The organism is Cesiribacter sp. SM1, from assembly GCF_020178975.1.
GTDB lineage: Bacteria > Bacteroidota > Bacteroidia > Cytophagales > Cyclobacteriaceae > Cesiribacter.
Genome location: NZ_JAHXBU010000003.1, coordinates 14,462 through 33,479, shown reverse-complemented (window position 1 = coordinate 33,479; position 19,018 = coordinate 14,462). Strand labels below are relative to the sequence as shown.

The following is a 19,018-nucleotide window of genomic DNA, read 5'->3' as shown; positions in this document are numbered from 1 at the left end:
TAATGACTGATCTGGAGGCGATTGCCTGGCAGAGATTTTCCTTGGTTTGCATATGCAATAATATTTAGGAGTTATATAACAACATACAAAAGTATAGGTTATTATCCAAACATCACTCTAAATAAGTTTTTGATGGGTTTATTTCCTGGGGTGGTAAAGCTTGAGCTGCTCCAGCAGCTCTTCGGTGTTGGTCTGCAGGTAGCGTTCCGTAGATGATACAAAGCGGTGGCCAGCTTTCTGCTGCACCTGGCGAAGGTCTTCTGTTTTCAGCCAATGGGCAATGCGGCTCTGCCGCAACTGATCACCATTTTTTACCCTTTGGTTTAGCTCCCGAAGCTCTTTGTACAGCTTGTGCAGGCGCTGGCTTAGATTGCGGCTGCCCTTTCTTAGTCCCTCTAGCAGGTTTTCTTCTCCCTCTCGTTTCTCCAGTAACTGCTGCAGGTCAAGGATCTGAACGGCTTCCAGGGCTAGAGTTCTGCTCTTGTTTTTGCCGGTGGCCGGGATATGCAGCAGGGCTTTTCTTAGCTGTACATGCTCCAGCCTTAGGGTCTGCAGCTCTGCTGTTCGTGTGGCCTGGTAGATGATCAGGCCAAGGATTACCCTGTTTTGCAGTTCGCCCTGGTAGGCTGTAAAAAGCTCGTCCAGCTCCTTTTGCTCCAAAAGGCTGTGCGGTAAAAGCTTTTGCTGCTTCACGTTCAGGCCTAATACTGGATTGTGTGCTGCCTTGCCTTCTTTGATCAGATGGGTGTAGTAATGGCGAAGGCTGGTAAGGTGGTGCTGCAGGCTTTTGCTGCTGAGGTCTCTTTTCTTTAAGGCTTCCAGGTAGTGGAGCAGATCGGCATATTGCAGGGCTGAGGCTTCTATTTTCCAGCTCTCCAGCCATGTGCTGAACTCCTTTATTGACTGGCTGTAACGGTAAACACTGCCGGGAGCATAGCCCAGCTGCCCAAGATATTCTTCATAGTTCATTGATGATGTGGGTGTAGATTTGAGTGCTTTCCAATGAGCTGTGGCCTAAAAAGCGGCTGATGTTTTCCAGCTTCATGCCAGCTTGTAAAAGATGTGTGGCTATGCTATGCCGGAGCGTGTGCAGGCCTATGCCTTCAGCTGGTATTTTGGCTATCTCTAACAGCAGTTCCAGGCGACGCATCATGCCCTGGCCGCCCAAGGCTTTACCGGCATAGGTTAGCAAAAGGGCATTGGTAGGCGCTTTAAGCAGCAGTGGTCGGCTTAACTCCAGATACTGCTGCAGGTCTTCTGCTACGCCGGGGCTTAGAGGAACGTACCGTTGCTTGTTCCCTTTGGCTTTCCTGACGTAGAGCTGCCGGGCCTGCAGCCTTGCATCCTCTACCCGAAGGGCTGCAGCTTCGCTTCTTCTTAATCCGCACCCGTACAAGATGCTTAGTAGTGCCCTGTCCCGTAGGCCTATGGATGTGGCACTGCAGGCGGCATAAAGCTGCTGTACCTGGTGCTGGCTCAATACCTTCGGCAGCGGTTCTGATGCTCTGAACATCGGCAGGCGCCAGCTTACGGCTTCCGCTCCGATCTCTGTCAGGTAACGAGAGAGCAGGTTCAGTGCCTGTACATGCTTGTTGAGGTGGGCAGGGCTTAAAGCTGATCCGTTTCGCTGGTGGCAGCGCTCCTGCTGCAGGTAGTGCAGATAATCTTCCAGCTCCTGGGGGCTTACCAGTTTGATCTGCGGCAGCGCTTTTTCTTCCAGGTAGTTTAAGAACTCCCGCACATGCAGGGGAAGGTTATAGCAGCTTTGCTTGCTGTAGCCCAGCAGTTGAAGCCAGCGGCTAAACTGTTGCTCTAGTTCTTTGTAGTAGTGGTTTTGGAGAGGCAGGTTTTTCATTGTGAGGGCAGTAAAAAGTTTTTCCCTCTGTTACACTTTTTCGGGTCGTGGGTCGCCAGGGGTAAAAGAGGGTAAAAAGTAGGTTTAGAGGCAGTAAAGTCCTTTTCTTGTGACCCATCTGGCGACCCAAAGGCTTGGGTCACTAGAGTTTTTCCAGCTGGTTTTCAATGTGCTGTTTGATCTGTGCCTTTAGGGCTTCCAGGCTATCCCAATAGCTGATGCGGTAGCGGTAGCCCCTGTTTCCATGCCCACCGGCTAACTGCACATACTCTAGCTGCATAAGATCGTAAAGGAAGCGCTGCAGCTGGGTCTTGCTGATGTGCAGGCCCTGCCGCACTTCCCTTTGGCTGAACTCCTGGTCTCTGTCTCTGAGGTAGCTTTTCAGCTGCTCGAAGAACTGCCGGAGCGGTCCGTTTAGCTCGTCCACCTTTAAAAGGATAGTATCGAACATCAGGTGCGCTGCCTGCAGCAGGTCTTCTTTCTGGGCTACTAATCTGCCTTGCTTGTCCTTCTGGCGCTGATACTGATGCAGTAGTGTCAGCTGTTGCACATAGCTTTGGTAGAGTTCATTTAACCTGCGCTGTTTATGCGCCGCTTCCGGCAACTGCAGTTTCGTTGCGTACGGATTTAGAACCGGAAGCGGCTTAACCAAGCCTAAAGCTACTTCCAGCAGCTGCCGGGCTTGTTCTTCTTCCCTGGCATCGATTAGGCCCGCTGCCTTTTTGTTCTGGTAATCGATGATCTTTTTAGTCTGCTCCCGGCTCTCGTCTACAGCCACTAAAAAACAGCGGCTTAGGTTATCTTCGTAGATCTCGCCTTTGGTGGTGCAGGCAAGTGAGGCAATAGGGCCGTAAACAGTTCTGGTCTGGGCCTGGATGTTTCCCTGCTCGTCTTTTACGGATGTACTGCTGCTGATCTGGCCCCGGCTCTGCAGTTCCCTAAAGGCCAGCAGCGCTTCTTCCTTTAGCCCGTCCAGGTCTTCCAGGCAGATGAGCTTATTTTGTAGCTCGTAGCTGCCCCAGTTATACAAGCTGCTTTCGGTGATGCGGGTAAAGTGCTTTCTATCGTCTTCTGCAATAAAGCTGGAGAGCTTGCTTAACAGGTGCGTTTTCCCTGATCCGCTGGAACCTTGCAAAAGGGCATGCAGGGGCTTATCTGTTTTGTAGGATAGGGCAACAGGCAGTAAAAACAACCTGGTGCGCTCTTCACCCACTACGCCCGCTTTACCAATCAGCTGGTTTAGCTCTTTTAGCAGCTGGGGCTTTTGCAGCAGCTCCAGCCCTTTTTGCATAATGGCTGATGAGGCGGCAGGGCTGCTTGTTTTGTGCTTTGGCTTTTCTATCTGCTCCCTGCGGTGTTCTTCCAGCAGGTCGGTCAGCTCCTCAAGGCCCTGCTGCAGCAGATGCACCGGAAGATCCAGCTTTTCGGCAGCTTCCCTGGCGGCTCTTACTACCTGCTTTTCTTCAAAAAGATCCGGCTTGCTTCTGTACTTGCGGTTGCTGCTTAGGCACTCAATAGCAAGGCTTACTTTCAGGCTCTCCAGCCCCTGGGGAAGGCTGCCGCTGATGCGGTAAAGGGCTACCGATGTAGCATAGTAAAGGCCCCAGCGGTCAGCTTTTAAAGGAGATTCTTTAACTGGTGTATTGGGCTGCTGCGGTGCCAGCTGGGGCTGCTCAACTCTTTCCTGTTCTTTTTCCGATGAAAGAAAAAATCCTGTCCGGCTTTCAATCAGATGCTGCAGTACTTCCGGAGCGTGGGCTTCTAACAAGCTGTTGGGGTCTTCTCCCTGGGGTGTTTCTACTTGGCTAATCCTAAGGGAAGAAAAAAGCTGTTGCAGGGTATGCGCATGCTTTTCTGCTGCTGCCCTGCCTGCTGCATCACCGTCTAAAAACAGGATCACTTCCTGCAGTTGCTCCAGGCTCCTGATCGCTTCCAGATGTTCAGCGCTTAAGCCATTGGTGCCATACAAGGCTAAGATGCCGTACTGGCTGCTGATGCTTTCGTTTTGCAGAAGGGTGGCTGCATCGATCACCGATTCAGTCAGGATTAAATGTGTAGTGTCAGCTTTGGGGTAGTGCGGGTAAAGGCCCTGGCGGTCTTTCAGGTAAAAGTGTCGGCTTGTCTCGCTCTCCAGGATGCTGCGCCCATAGAAGCTTACCGGCTGGCCTTCTTTATCCTTCAGCGGGAACACCAAGCAGTCTTTTAACTTCGGTTCCAGCTTTCCAGCTGGCGCTGCATGCAGCAGGCCCAGCTGCAGGGCGCTTTTCTTTAAGGCTTCGTTCCAGCTGTCGGCCAGCTTCTCACCGGCAAAGCCTATCTCCAGCTTTTGCCAGTCCAGGTTGCGGCCTGCGGCATACTCTCTGGCTCGCTTACTTGCTGCCATGCTTTTCTGCACTCCCTGCCAGAACCTAAGCAGCACGGCTTTACGTGGTAGCTCCTCTGCTGGATCTGGCTTTATAGGAACTACTGCAGCTGCTACAACTGTGCCCGTTAATTCTTTAGCCTTTAGTATGGCGGCATGCTTGGAGCTTTTTTCTTTCAACTGAATAAAATCTATCACGTCGCCCGTTCCGGCCTGGCAGTTGGCACTAAAGCAGCAAAAGGTGTTGGTCTTGGCATACACCTGCAGGCTTGGCGTCTTATCTGCATGAAAAGGACAGCACAACCTGCCGTTCCTGTCTGCCTTCAGTCCGTAATGGGCCAGCACCTGGTCGATGCCTAACTGCTGCTTGATTTGGGTGATTTCCATTGAAGAAAAAAAGTTTTAATACATCAGCGTTACACAATGATACAAACATGTATTATTTAAACCAACATCAATGTATTAAAATATCTGCAGCATGTTTTACTAAACTGGCTTAATTGCGTATTTTTAAGCTATAGACGTAGTAAAAGCAATCATTCAGGTCTTAGTACATACAACATGGCGATAGGCGAACGCATTAAAACACTCCGCAAAGAGCATCAACTTACCCAGCAGGCGCTGGCTGATAAGGTGGGTCTTACTTATGTGCAGATCGGGCGCTATGAGACCGGGCGTTCTACTCCTTCCAGTGATGTGCTTTCAAAACTGGCCCAGGTGCTAAACACTACTACTGATTTTCTAATGAGCGGGAGCCAACAGGAAGCAGCTTCTGCCCAGCTGGCTGATAAAGAACTGCTGCGCCAGTTCCATGAAGTACAGCAGCTCAATCCAGAAGATAAGCACCTGGTTAAAACCTTCCTGGATGCTTTCCTGACCAAACGCCACATTCAAAGACTGGCGCATTAATCCTGCTCTTTCCCTAATGGCTAAAAAGAAAACCAGTAGGCCAGAGGCAAACGAGCAAGTTGAAGCTCAAGCCCGGGAGCTTATAAAAGAAAAGTATGCCGCAACCCTTCAGGAAGGCATGCGCTACAGTATCAATAAATTAGATGATCAGATACTTTACATCAGTAGCGGTGCACTGGCTATATCACTAACATTCATCAAAGACATTGTTCCACTGCAGCAGGCCGTATGGCTGATACTGCTTTTTCTGTCCTGGCTTCTGCTTACTACCTGCGTAGGGTTAAGCCTTTATTCACATCTGCATTCTTATCAGGAACACCAAAAGCAATTGGAGCGGCTGGAGAACAACCTTGATCTGAAGGAGGATAAATCAACTGATTGGATCAATAAGACCAACACGATTTTGCTTATCTTAGGCATTGTATTACAGGTTTCTTTCGCTTCTATCAACATCTATTTTATGCCAGAACAAGCTACTAATCCGCCAATAGCAAAACCACAACAAACTATTCAGATCATTGCTCCCGATACCGGTGAGAAGCTTGGACTTCCAGTAGCCAAAACACCAAAAGAACTTAAACCCGCTGCAGATACTTCTGCTACTAAAGGAAAAAAATAGTAATTATGGATGAGAACAAAATTGATCTAGAATACCTATCCCCCAAGGTTGTTCAAGGAGAAAATGGCTTGCCAGTACCACTGGCTCCAAGGGCGCTAACACCAGTAGATGCACCAAACCCACGCCCTTCTACTGGACAGCCCGTTCCTAAGCCTCCTGTTAATATCCGTCCTCCAAAGAATAATAAGTAGATCGATGAGCAAAGATAAAACACCTAGACAGCCCTCAAGACCCACGCCTCCCTCCCCTCCAGTATCTAAACCTATATCTGATCCTAGTGGAAGAGGTATGCCTGTGCCTAAAGCTCCTACGAACCTCACTCCAAGCACTCCTCCAAAGAAGGATAAGTAGCTTTTCCGTTGAAAGAAAAAAGCATCTATCATGCTCAAAAGGTAGATAGTTAAAGCGCCTGGGCAGATTATCAAATGCCCCTGCTGCAGTCTCTTCCATGCGCCTACCGGTTCCGGGCTTTTGATAAACTGACCGGGCTGCCAGGGGGTTTGGGGGGCGGCAGGCCCACCATCTGTGTCGGTAGCTGTCCTGCTGACGGATCTGTTTCCTGGCGGCGGTTCTGCGCGAGCCGTTGCGAGTGTGAGGCGGGCCGGGCAGGAGAAGGGCGATAGCCCGACTGACCGTAAGGGCTTTTACCTTAAAAAATAAACACCAAAAAAACCGCCCGCCGAGCCAGCAGGCGAGCAGTAACACGGGCAGCCGGCGGATTTTTGCACGGCCCGCCCTCAAGGCGGGTGGTGCAAAAAGACGGAGTAGGCTGCCATGAACGGAAGCAGGGCCATGAAAAGCATGACAAGCTGCGTAGTGCAACGGAGCACCCGTAGGGCAGGCCAGCTCTTTTTTATTCAATTGAAAAAATAAACTCCTTATAAAAATGGGCTGGACTGGCTTGGCATGTCTTTTTGTTTGGCCCTGCTGGAGTGAATACCGCTTTTCCTCTACCCCGACCTCAAGGAGGGGTAGGCCCTGACCACAGGAAAGGGCTACTGTCTTTTGCTCTGGTTCTTAATGGGCCGGAACGAAAAAGCCATCCCGGAAGATGGCTATCAATAAATGATTTTCTGGTTTTATCTTATCTTGTATTTATTCAATACGCTCAAACAGTTATTACGATTACAAAATTCTTCTAGGTAACTTTCAAATAGATTCGTGCTATCACCACCCTCAACTATCAATGCGGGAAGGTATTCTAGCCCATCTAAAAACTCTGCTAATTCTTTACCAGGAATCTCTTGATATGCTAACTTCCGAGCTTCAATAATCAAATCTTGTATAGCCTGTATTGCTTTATTTAGTTTTCTTTCTTCAATCATCATTTAAGATTTAAAATTACTTGATCAATACCCACTCCTCTGCTTCCCGGATTAACATAAATTGGAGGCAACTTATCTCCTGCCTTATATCCATTGTAGATTCTGTCATATCTCAATCTATTTAATGGAGTGCTAACATCTATTGAACTTTTGAATGGAGATCTTAAATTCTTAATTGGAACCTGAATAATGTTTCCTGCATTGTCTATTGCTTCAATGGAACTTCGCCCTACCTGTTGTGCCGCCTTAGCCCTCCTTACTCCATCTGCTATTTCATATAGTTGTTCTCCCGAATTAGCAGCACCAGCTGCTCCAACCCTTGAAGAGGCTGAACCTGCCTGTAACGCTTTCAGTCCATTTAAGGCAACAGCACCTAACGACAACTGCGTTAATGGATCAAAATCAGCCCCTTCAGTAGCAAATCCTTGTCTTACTTTTTCTGGATAGGAGAGTGAACCAACATATCTACTTACCTTTTCATCATAGGCTGCATTGAGGTTCGGACTACCAAAATCAAGCTTACCATCCTCCCTAAAACGCTGGTTCTTATTCGTTACTTCAAAATCCGTAATCTCTCCTGCTTCATCAGTCTGAGCCGTAACGGTAGTGTAGTTAACACCAATTTTACTTGAAAAATAGTTAGTTACTCTACCTCCCGTTTGTTCAGCAAAAGCACTGGCTGCTTGTCTCTGTTCAGAAGTAGAGCCGAATAAACCAAAGAACCAATTGCCATCCACTTCAGAGTTTACAAGTGGATTATTTCCTACAAAGGCATAAGGAGATGAGTTATAGTATTCTTCCGACAAACCATCTACTGTGCTCCATCTACCTAAAGCAGGATCATACATCCTAGCTCCATAGTCGTAGAGGTTAAAATCAAGATCTGACTGTATCTCTCGATCATTATACAGATACTTATTATCCAGGCCGCCTTCCCTCTTGTATTCATTAAAAGTAAGTCCGAACGGGTAGTAGCTATCTTCCTGTACAATATAGCCATGATGGTGGGCAACTTCAAAATCATCGAAGTAAACATCTATGTTCCTGGTTTCTGCTTCATAGCTGTCTTCGGCTGCCATGTCCAGCTCCAGGTTTATCCACCCTTTCTGTTTTACAATATATTCTACTTCCAGCACTTCATGATTGCCTAAACCCATTTTAGTGCTGATGGCCGCTGCAGCACTTACCTGCACAAAACCTCCGTCTTCATCTGCTTTCTTGCCATTGGCAGGTAAGAACTGCCAGCTCAAAAAAGCTTTTGGCTGTTGCTCCTCCTCTAAAGGATTCAGCAATGCAGTGGCACCAGTGCTGTTCACAGCTATTCTTGTTGCCGCTCCTTCTACTGTTACGGTATAGCCTGGTGCTCCGGAGAGTGCGGCCAAGATCATGTCTGCTGTTAGCCCAGGCTGTTCCTGGCGCAGGTCCAGGTACTTGGCTCTTACCCTGGCCCGGATGGTGTCTCCTGCCATCACTGCCAGGGTCTTTCTTGGTCCTTGCCTCTCCCCCCTGCGCCCGTTCATCCGCACGACTTCTGCCACCGCTCCGACATCATGCTTGCCCTCCTTGTGGGTGTGGTCCAGGGGTTTGCCTACCGGCTTGCCCTTCACGTTCAGGAACTGGCTTTCCTCTTCTGCTGCACGTTCTGTTTCCATGGTAGCCATATAGGTATCCACCTGCGGCTTGCTGGTAAAGGTCAGGCGCACATTGCCCAGGTGATCCTTCATGTGGTACTGGTATTCAGGTTCTCCATCAGCAGAAGCAGCACCCAGCAGCACCCTTCCTTCCCCATGCTGCATAAACTGCAGTGCCTGATCTTCATACACCAGACCTCCTATATAATCCGTCTGTTTGAGCTGCTCTCCAGCACCATTAAACACCTGCTGGCGTAGCTTGATGCCTGCTGCATCATAGGTGTAGACAATCCTGCTGTCATCATCTTTGACTACTTCTTTGGGCAGGTTCAGATGGTTGTATTTGATTTCTTTGATGCCTTTGTTTAGGTCTTTGTTCATGTTGCCATTGGCATCATAGAAGTACTCCTGGCCAGTAGTGCCGGCGCCACTCTTTTGCTTAAAGCCAAAGCTGTTGCTTGCCCCATTGCTTTCATCCTCATGAACATTGCGCAACTGATTGCCTCCATTCGTATAGTCATAGGCCAGTCGGTCCATCTTATCATATATCTCAACATCCCCCTGCTGCACGAGTCCATTTCTGTGCAGGATTTTGATGTTGCCGTTCAAATCATAGTTTATACCTTCATCAATATTTGTATTTCCGACATCGAAACGGTTGGGATTCACTGTCCAATTTCCTGCACTGCCTGCAACATAGTCTGCTCCTTTAAGCCTGTTGGCCTTGTCATAGACAAAGCCATAAGCATGGGTGTCTGTGTCATTGGCACTCTTCCACTTGATCCCTGCTATGTTACCATTGTGAGCTACACTATCAAAACCCCAGTCATAGTAGAGGTTCATGCTGAAAAAATCATCTTCTGTTGACGCTGCGACATCATTGATACTGGTGAGCCAGCCCCTGATGTTATAGCGATAATCCACCGACTGCAGGAACGTACTATCATCTACAGAATGCAGCTGCTTGTTAACAAGTTCTCCTATCTCGTTGTAGCGGTTGCGGGAGATCAGGATAGGAGAGGAGCCTTCTACCTGATGATAGGTATCTATTAGCCTGCCAGTGTGGTCATAGGTGTACTCTGTGTAAGTAACCACTGCAGGTTCACTCCCTTTCTTATGCTCCTGTTTTACCTGCAGCACCTCATCATTGACCCTATTGCGGTAGAGCGTGGTGCTGATATCTTTACCATCCAGGTGGTTGTCGCTCTGGGTCTGGATCACCCGCCCTTTCTGATCATAGAAGGAAACAGTGGTAAGCCACTTGCCATCCTCCAGCACCTTTACTTTGCTGGCTGTTACCCTGCCCCTGTTGCTTTGAGCCAATTCAGATTCGGGAGTCAAGTCATTAGCTTGATAGCTATACTCATCTTCATCACCATCTCTGTCTAAATCATAGTCATCATAGTAAGTAGCTGTCAGGTAGCTGATAGCTGCACTGTATGTCTGATCTGGAAAAGCCTGACTGGTATAGCCCAGGTGCTGGGCATTAGCAGCACGGGCTTCAACTAACACTGTATCTGCATCTGTCTGGCTTTGCATAGCGGATCTGCTAGATGCAGTAGTCTCTGATAAGATTCCTGTCAGAACAGGTCTGTTGAGCCCGTCATACTTGGTGAAGCTCCATTCCGGATTTTCTTTTGCCTTTTGGTTGCCGTCCCGGGTAAGCACCAAAAGGTCCCGCTTGTTGTATACCATCTCTAGCGGGGCTGCACCAGGCACCTTCTTTTCAATCATCCTGCCCCTCTCGTCATACCTGTAGCGGAAGCAGAACCTGTTTACCAGCTCCTGGCTGATGCTCCAGCCTGCTGCAGCAGCTTCCTTCACTCCCTGGGGCTGCACAACAAAGCGGAGCCTGCTAAAGTCATCATAGATGTAGTAGGTCCATAAATAATCTGTTGTACTGGCGGCTGAAGCAGGAGCTTCCGCCAGCTGTACTTTCTTAAGTACCACCAGCCCCTGCTTATCTTTATACTCCAGCACCTTGCTACCATGCTCATCTGTTGTAGTTGTAACGTAGAGTTGATTCGGACCATAGACCGCTGAAGTAGTAGGAGGATTATCAGTCTCATCTACCTGCCAAACCCTTACCTCACCATCCAGGGAGGTTGTATTGCCTCTCCAGTCAAAAGAAATTTCCTTATCACTGCCCATATGCCAGTTCTCTCCCGGAGCTGCAGTCTTTAGTACCCGGTTCAGCGGAGAAGGCTCAAAAGCATGCTGTGTAAAGGGATAGCCTGAACTGGCGATATCTTCTTTTGGTCCCTGATAAAAGTCCCACTGCTCCTGCAGGGCGTTTGGCCTGTATTCACCCCCCGTGCCCTGTACATAGGGAAGATACTCCTTTTCCTGTCTGCCAAAAGCATCATAGGCTATGGGTACCACCACATCCTGTAGTTCTGGAGAGGCTTGCTTGCTCACGCCCTGAATAGGTCTGCCCAAGCCATCGAAATACTGGGTGCTGATGGTTACCTGATCAACAGGACTCTCAAAACCAATCCCAGCTTCTGTTGTGATTGTTACCCTGGGCGTATAGGTCCTGACATAGTTAATGTTAGCCGTACTTGTTTCCGTAGCAGGACGACCAGAAGTATCTACGCCAGGTGCTACATCACCATTAGGCCGGTTAGTTGCCAGGTCTTCAGGTATTGGTTCATACTTAACCTTTTCAACAAAAGTACTCGTGCTTGTGATTGTAAGGCTGGGAACAGCTCCACTGGTGATTTCACAATAGTAAGTAGAAGAAACAGGATCTGAATCAGTTAGCACCAGTTCAGACGCTGTAGCTCCGCTAACAACTGCGCCATCCCTGTACCACTTATATTGGTTCTGGCTGCCATCTACTTCTACATATAGAACCCTGTTGTAGGAATCATGGTAAAGCTGGGTTTGCTTTTGGGGTGAGTAATCTAGCCTGGCTACCAGCGGCACACCGGCAGCATCAAGATTATGCTCAATGGAAGAAAAACCTAAAAGGTTGTTATATATCCTAAGGTCCAGAATTGCCTTGTTAGGAGCACTGGCAAAACCGGGTATATACGTCAGCAGATTCTCAAACACATTCAAATACCTTAGGTTCTGCATATTTGTGACCATACTGGCTGGCAGCGCTCCCTCTAAAAGATTATGCTGCACTGCCAGTGCCTTTAGAGCGGTTAAATTTCCCAGTTCTGCTGGAATCTCACCCGAGAGCTGGTTTTCATGCAACTGCATGAACTGTAATGCAGAAAGGTTTCCCAGTTGGGCAGGTATTGTACCTGTAAGCTGATTGACGCCAAGCTTCAGATTCTCCAGGAGCAAGAGATTGCCTAAAGAGGCAGGAATAGGACCTGATAGTTGATTCCCACCCAAGACCAGATCCTCCAGCTTCAGCAGGGTTCCCAGCTCGGCAGGTATAGCCCCGGAGAACTGGTTGCTGCCTAAGTCCAGAAACTGGAGCATGGTAAGCTCCTCTATGGTGGCAGGGATGAGGCCTGTAAGCTGGTTTCTACTTAAGTTAAGGGCCTGAAGTGCTGGAAAAGCGCCTGCACTGATGGGAATCTCTCCTGTCAACTCATTGCCCTGTAAACTAAGCGCCTGCAGAGAAGAAAGATTCCCCAGTTCAACAGGGATTGAACCTGAAAGCTGGTTATCGTTTAACCACAAGAACTCAAGTGTCTGCAGATTGCCTAAAGAGGCAGGAATAGGGCCTGTAAGCTGGTTGCTTGTGATTTCCAGACGGGTAAGGCTTTGCAATTGCCCCAAGGAAGAAGGAATCTGCCCGCTGAACTCATTATAATCCAGATCCAGCTTTTCTAGTTTAGTCATACCACCAACCTCTGCAGGTATAGGGCCAGAGAGATTGTTGTTGGAAAGCATCAGGATGCGGAGTTCTTTAAGATTCTCAAAGGTAGCGGGAAGGCTGCCGGAGAGCTGATTTTCGTAGAACAAAATCTCCTGTGCAGCAGTAAGCATGCCTATGGATGCTGGGATGCTGCCCGTTAGCTGATTGCTGTACAGATACAAGTGCGTGAGCACAGGGAGTTCTCCCAATTGCGCAGGGATGCTGTCCGTTAGCTGGTTTCTATGCAAGTAAAGCCGCTTTAGCGTCTTTATATTTCCCAGTGCTGCAGGAATACTTCCAGAGAAAGCATTAAGGCTTAAGTGCAATATCTCCAGGCTTTGCAGGTTCCCCAGTTCCTGGGGTATAGTGCCTGATAGCCCATTCGAGTGCAGGTATAAATTCACAAGCAGATCGAGCCTCTCTATCTCAAAGGGAATACTTCCTGAAAGCTTATTGGAGTGCAGATAAAGGTTCTTCAAAGATGCTAAGTCTGCTATTGCCGCAGGAATGCTGCCCTGCAGGTTGTTCCTTCCCAAATCTATACCACTTACATCACCGTTTTCTACGGTTATCCCATGCCAGGTAGCAAAATCAGCAGCTGTAGTACCCTGAAGCCAGTTTGTATCATCGGACCAGCTGTTCCCTCCCGTGCTGTTATACAGGCTTAGCAAAGCCTGGTATTCTATGTTGTCAGGCACCTGACCTGTATTTAATGCCTGCGCCTGATTTTCATTGTTGGTTGATGTTTCTTCAATGCTAGTATTTGCTTTGGAGATTCCTTTTGAAAACAGCATTACAAAAAGAAGTAATAGCATCGACAGCAATCTAAAATTGCATGTGCGGGTGCATAAAAATAGTAGCATGGTATTGTAAGGATAAAAAATCATAAAGATTGACTTGTGGTTAAAAAAGTCAGTTAATCCAAGCTATTGTTCCTGTGCATATCTGTACTCATACTGTTTAAGGACATTCATTTCATCATCCCGTACACGTATAAGTCTTCCAAAACCATCATACTCATAATAGTTAATATCACCTGAAGGGGATGATGAACTTGTCATGCCCAAGATCGGATTATAAGCATAAACTGCTACAGATATATTCAATGAAACAAATTGTGCACGAAGCTTCTCATTGAATGATCTCCAGTTTGACTTCTCATTAGGTGTAATAAGATCTCCAAGTGAGGAATAAAATTTCTCCAAATCACTTATTCCATTGGAATACCCCATTTCAGTTAATACCTGTCCTACTTTGGTCTCCAAGTCTGATATAGCAATATTTTCTGCTTTAATGACTGGTAATGACTTGCCATAAGCCCATAAGTAGCTGGTTAGCACACCTTTCTCCTTAGAAAGCGTCAAAATATTTCCTTTTTCATCATAGTTGTGGTAACGTAACCTTGTTTCATATTCACTTTGCCCCTCTCGAGTTTCTACTGTATCTGGAGTAATTATATCACTTCCCCAGTCTCTATAATTTGTTCTTGTACTTGTTAAAAACACTCCATCTTTGTACATCAACTTCTCAATAACAGGAGCAATTATATTACGGTTAACCATAGAAGTATAAGGAGCAACAGTAGCAAAATCATGAGGGTACTTAAGTATAGTTATCAGTTTACCTCCTTTACTATTATATTTATTTATTGAAACAGGTTGGTAATGCTTGGGGTCATCACTTTCATAAAAATATTCAGTAGTTGTCTCTACAAATTGATTAGAATTATTATCGTAACGCCTGATGATTTCTGAAGCAAGATAGATCCAAGATGACTGAAATGCTGGATATTGGGCAAGTCTCCAATCACAATAGTCCGTAAAACAGAGATAATCCTCGGAACCAGTAAATGCCTTTGAATAAACTGTTGTAAGTTTTCGTATTCCTACTTGAGTTAATACTGGAGAAGAAACATAATTATAGATTACTTCTTTTTGTTTTTCGAAAGTATTTATCATATTATTAAACCTAAAATCAACACTCTGCTTTAAGAGGCCATTCTTAGGATTGATAAAATTTTGAACACCAACAGGTCTCTCAAGCGCTAAATCATATTTGGTGCCTTGGTACCGAATTTCTAAATCTGACACATTTTCGTAGTAGTATTCTGACTTACCTTTTTCCCCACCTTCACCGTACAATACTATAACTGTGTCATAACCCACAACAGGACTCAAAGATTGAACTGTACTAGAAGATGATATACTAAAAGGATTACAGGCAAGTGCTCCACCCTTACAAGCTGGAATTAGTTCTTCGGAAATATACCGTAAACTTGATAATCTTCTTCCATAAGAGTATTCCTCTAATACACCATCACCGTCTCTATCCTTTTTGTAGCTATATTCATACTTTTGTATAATTTTTTTATTAGCAATAGGATCAAAGTTTTCTATTCTTGCAATTCTTACACCACCTCCTGCTCTTACTTCATGGTTATTGGTGGAATTTATTTGGGAAGTGAATGTAAAAGTAAAATCAATGTAGTTCAAGAACAGTACATTATCGCCAATGTGAGATACAACAGTATAATTTCCAGGAGCTAGATTAGGCTGATCTACCCTACGAAAACGATTGTCTCCCATTGATTCCCATTCTGAGGGGGTTCCTAAGGCAATATATTTTATTGGAGTAGTTGCTCCTTCTGCATAAATTTCTAAATAAGCCGATTCTGGATATGTGGGTGTTCCCCCCTGATCTTGCCCCTCTCTGGAATTAATGACAAGCTCAATTTCTGTTCCAGACATTATTTCAGGTATATTCAAGGAAAAGCTTTCATTATTATCAGTGTTTGAAAGTCTCCTGGTGTAATAAGATTCTGATATTTCTTCAATTTCCGGATAAGGAACATGACCTAACGCATTGATAGATTTACCTATGTCAAAGTCATTCTGCTCGTAGGTGAGGGTACTTACCCCGCCTGTAGGATAATGAATCTTCTTAAGAAGAAAAGCTTGAGAAAAAGATGAATTTGGCTCCCTATCGGCACCTGTATATTTTACAACCTTTGTTGATGCATTGTTTGCGGGATTTATATAATTCATTGCGGGCAAAAAAGTGCTATTACCACTAGCTCCATTATAAAACCCCCAGTGATCTCTTGCAAAGGAATTCTTGGCAGGCAACAAATTTTCATCATAAACAAACTTGTAAACTTTACCATGGTTCCCAAATGCATCTTGTTGTCTTACTTCGTTTAACTTCAATCGCTTGTAGAATAAGTCTTCATCAGTTGTTGTGTTTGGCTTTGTAAAACCCCCTCCTGTTGCATTTGCGGTGAAATAAGCATTATTTATTAATTCAAAAGAAGTATTAAAAGAAGGGCTAGCATTATTTCTGACATGTATTTTCGATAACCTTTTGTCTCCCTTTAGATCTATTCTTGTATCATATCGGAATGAAACACAACCGTGGGGATACGTAATGGAATCTAGCAGAACCAAATTGTAAGTTTTTAAGGAACTGTAACTGTATAAGGGTTGGCCTCCATTAGCAGGTGCACATTGTACATCTTCAAGATTTCCACTACTTCCATATAGTGTATGTTTGATGTTCACATTATATAAGACTTCTACAGTGTTATCTTGATTTTCGAAAGAGGTGTAATGGAAGTTTATTTCCGCACCGGTCGGAGCAATTATTTTGGTTAGGTACCAACTAGTTATATAATTAGGAGGTATGTTACCTGTATAGATCGTACAAGCTTCAGTTGTTTCAAAAATGTACTTAATTCCAGTAGGATCCGTGATCTGAAAACCTTCTCCTGCATTGCTCAACAACCTAATATCAAAAGCATTAGATTTCTGTTTTACAGCTTGTAGGTTCTTTTTTAATGAAAACTTTCCTGAATGTCCCAAAAAGTTGTATGTATAAACATCAGGTTCCAAATCATAACGTAGTTGCTCGTTTGTTTCATAAACATCACTTAAATAATCGGATAAATCTACAGTACGCCCCGCTATGTATCTTTCACACTCTCCATGTGATATGTTGTCCCCCCTTTTCAAGACTTCAGTTGTTTGATTATCAAAAAATTCAGGACTATCATGTTTTAGATATCCATACTGCGAATCAAAATCATCAATACCATTTACAACCCGATTGATTACGCCTCCCGCATTTAGCACCCACCCAAGACCAACTCTACTTGCTTCTTCATCAACCCTTATCCCTCCTGCATGATAACTTAAAGATATAGGTAATTGTAATTCTTTATTTATGATAGTATGGAGGGGGATAGCAATATTGGGTACACCTGTATAATAATCGACTGGTACGTTATCATATTTATCGAAGGCTGCAGCATTCGGTGAAGGTCCAATAACATCTTCAGGTGCTGTTTGGCCCAGTACATGGATCACTGAGATAGTTAGGAATACAATAGCTAATAATGGCTTCTTCATATAAAATTGTATTATGAAAACCTTATTTAAAATGTAGATTCACTTGTTATCTATTTATTTTACTTCATTTAATACTCCTTTTTAGTATTACTCCCATCTTTACCTGCAGCTGCTGCCGGTAAGGCGTGTGAATAGAAGGGCTGAAATTATATTCGATGAGGCTGTAGCCCCTGAGCCTTTTGTAGAGGGTGTAGCGCTTTCCCACTCCCATCCTAAGCCCTTCAACCCATAGCCGCTCCCGTAGGCGCTCCTGCTGACCAGGCAGCAGGATAGCCTGCGTGTTCAGGCGCTCATAACTGATCTGCCCAAAGAAGCCTTTTTTTACTTCATAATTTCCAAACAGGCTGTAGCCCCATACCCTGTCATGGTTCAGAGAAACAAAGGAAGGCACTGACTTGCCTATTGTTGTTCTGGCTTGTGCGGAAGCTCCTAACTCCAGCTTGTCTGTCACCAGGTAAGAAAGTCTTGGTCCTATGTCTATTCTAATGGCATCTTCCTTACCCAGCTGCCACTGTAATCCTGGAACCACTCTTTTGTACCATTCGACACCCATCAGGGGGTGGCGCTTGAGCGGGTTTTTAGGCAGTTCCTTTACGCTTTTGATCTCCTTGAACCTGCCCTTATGCTTGTTGAGATCCCCTCTTGCCTTGGCCAGGGCCTCTGCTTTGCCTGCAAAATGATCGACAGCTTTTTTTTGGACCTGATCTGCGGTTAGGTCTCCTTGCAATACACCATCTGTTGGCAGCCCTTTCAATGGAAGTTCTCCTGCCTGTTGTTGTGCCAGGTCCTTGGCATCCTGCTGCAGGTAGTCCTTCAGTGGGTCTTCTGCCAGGCCTGACTGTTCCTGGAGTGCAACCACCTCTTTTTGCTTAAGCAGCTGCTCTTCCAGCCTTTTATCCAGGTTTTCACCTGAAAAAGTACTGCTGTCGATTTTGGCAGGTACTTCCTGCGGCAGCTGACCCAGGGAGAGTTGTTCCTGCAGCAGCTTCTCCTGTGAGATGTCAGGGAGTTGACTTTCCGGAAGGTCTTTGGATAGCACATCTTTTGATAAACCTGTAACAGGCATTTTTGCTGAAGGCAGCGTCAATTCAGATAAAGAGCTGTTTGGCAAGTCCAGATCCATTGCTCCTCCCTGCAGGACATCCACACCAGGAACCTCCTTGTTTGATAAGCCCAGCTGTGGAAGATCCAGTTGCTGCTGTAAGCCTGGTGCATCGGCTAATGGCAATGGCAGAGCCTGCTGCTGCTCAAGGATCATTTGCTCAAAAGCCTGTCCTTTGCTTAATAGATGCTGCAAGCTGTCCTGCATGCGACCTACACCCACATCTCCCTTTTCCTGGAGGCTATCCAGTTGCTGTTGTACCAGGCTTAACTGTTGATGGATACTATCCAGCCTATGCTGGGCTTTGGCGGCTAAGCTATCCCTATGCGCCTGCAAGGTATCCATCGAAAGCGTATGCCGCTGGATCAGGCTGTCCTGTGCAATAGGGTATTGCAGAGGGCTTTGTGCCAGTACATAAAATGGCAACAGCAACACAAGCAGGGTCAGAAACAAACGCACAGCTGAAGAGAGGTTAACGGTATGAATAAATAATTTCTCTAAGCAGCTTTTGTTTTAATATATTTTTAATGTCCAGAAATTGCAGCAGATCAATCATTACCGTCATTTGCTTTTCCCTTTCAAACCTTTGAGGTGAACACTATATATACTAACGGTTTAGATGTAAAGAATGATCAAAAACAACCCTTATATATAATGTTAAAATTAAAAAATATTTCTACAAAGTTTTTCTCCGTCTGGGTTGACCCCATATCAATCCTTGATAAGATGGGCGATAAATAAAGGCCAGTGGCTGAAAAGCATATAAATGCTGGTTACGCTTTATGCTTTGTAAACTAGGTAATATGCTTATCCTGTACGATAGCGGGACTAAGGCATATTAAAAAATCAATGAAGAGTGAGAGTAAAAAAGTGGTCTGCTATAACCAGCAGCAGTGGGGTAAACCAGGTGAAATAAGTTCTCATTGCTTCATAGGCAAGAGTAGCTGTGTCGCTGATCTGTAGAAGAACCTAAAACTGGCATTGTCAATGGC

9 protein-coding genes are annotated in these 19,018 nt (G+C 45.8%); 2 read left to right on the top strand and 7 right to left on the bottom strand.

Features of this window, described 5'->3' with window-relative positions:
• Positions 1-138: 138 nt before the first annotated feature.
• The 3 genes from KWJ01_RS00720 to KWJ01_RS00710 all read right to left on the bottom strand — a co-directional run bounded on the left by KWJ01_RS00720 (position 139) and on the right by KWJ01_RS00710 (position 4,604).
• Positions 139-969: a tyrosine-type recombinase/integrase gene (locus tag KWJ01_RS00720; RefSeq protein WP_224994351.1), complete on the bottom strand. Its 831-nt coding sequence runs from the start codon at positions 967-969 to the stop codon at positions 139-141.
• Complete coding sequence (locus tag KWJ01_RS00715) at positions 959-1,855, bottom strand: tyrosine-type recombinase/integrase (RefSeq protein WP_224994350.1); 897 nt, start codon at positions 1,853-1,855, stop codon at positions 959-961. The genes KWJ01_RS00720 and KWJ01_RS00715 overlap by 11 nt, the downstream gene beginning before the upstream one ends.
• A 142-nt stretch (positions 1,856-1,997) precedes the next feature.
• Positions 1,998-4,604 (bottom strand): CHC2 zinc finger domain-containing protein, encoded by a 2,607-nt coding sequence (locus KWJ01_RS00710; protein ID WP_224994349.1) that lies wholly within the window; start codon positions 4,602-4,604, stop codon positions 1,998-2,000.
• Between the two features lie 174 nt (positions 4,605-4,778).
• Between KWJ01_RS00710 and KWJ01_RS00705 the strand changes: the two genes are divergently transcribed.
• Together KWJ01_RS00705 and KWJ01_RS00700 are read left to right on the top strand one after the other, a co-directional pair.
• Positions 4,779-5,126 (top strand): helix-turn-helix domain-containing protein, encoded by a 348-nt coding sequence (locus tag KWJ01_RS00705; protein ID WP_224994348.1) that lies wholly within the window; start codon positions 4,779-4,781, stop codon positions 5,124-5,126.
• 16 nt (positions 5,127-5,142) lie between these two features.
• Positions 5,143-5,745: a hypothetical protein gene (locus tag KWJ01_RS00700; RefSeq protein WP_224994347.1), complete on the top strand. Its 603-nt coding sequence runs from the start codon at positions 5,143-5,145 to the stop codon at positions 5,743-5,745.
• Between the two features lie 1,079 nt (positions 5,746-6,824).
• On the opposite strand, the gene KWJ01_RS00695 is transcribed toward KWJ01_RS00700, so the two are convergent.
• The 4 genes from KWJ01_RS00695 to KWJ01_RS00680 form a co-directional block, all read right to left on the bottom strand.
• On the bottom strand, positions 6,825-7,073 hold the full coding sequence (locus KWJ01_RS00695; RefSeq protein ID WP_224994346.1) for a hypothetical protein: 249 nt from the start codon (positions 7,071-7,073) through the stop codon (positions 6,825-6,827).
• The gene (locus tag KWJ01_RS00690) at positions 7,070-13,336 is read right to left on the bottom strand and encodes a DUF6443 domain-containing protein (protein ID WP_224994345.1); all 6,267 of its coding nucleotides are present in this window, start codon (positions 13,334-13,336) and stop codon (positions 7,070-7,072) included. Before KWJ01_RS00690 ends, KWJ01_RS00695 begins: the two co-directional genes overlap by 4 nt.
• A 111-nt stretch (positions 13,337-13,447) precedes the next feature.
• Positions 13,448-16,924: a hypothetical protein gene (locus tag KWJ01_RS00685; protein ID WP_224994344.1), complete on the bottom strand. Its 3,477-nt coding sequence runs from the start codon at positions 16,922-16,924 to the stop codon at positions 13,448-13,450.
• Between the two features lie 64 nt (positions 16,925-16,988).
• Entirely contained in the window at positions 16,989-18,485 is a 1,497-nt protein-coding gene (locus KWJ01_RS00680) for a hypothetical protein (RefSeq protein ID WP_224994343.1), read from the bottom strand.
• Between the last annotated feature and the right edge of the window lie 533 nt (positions 18,486-19,018).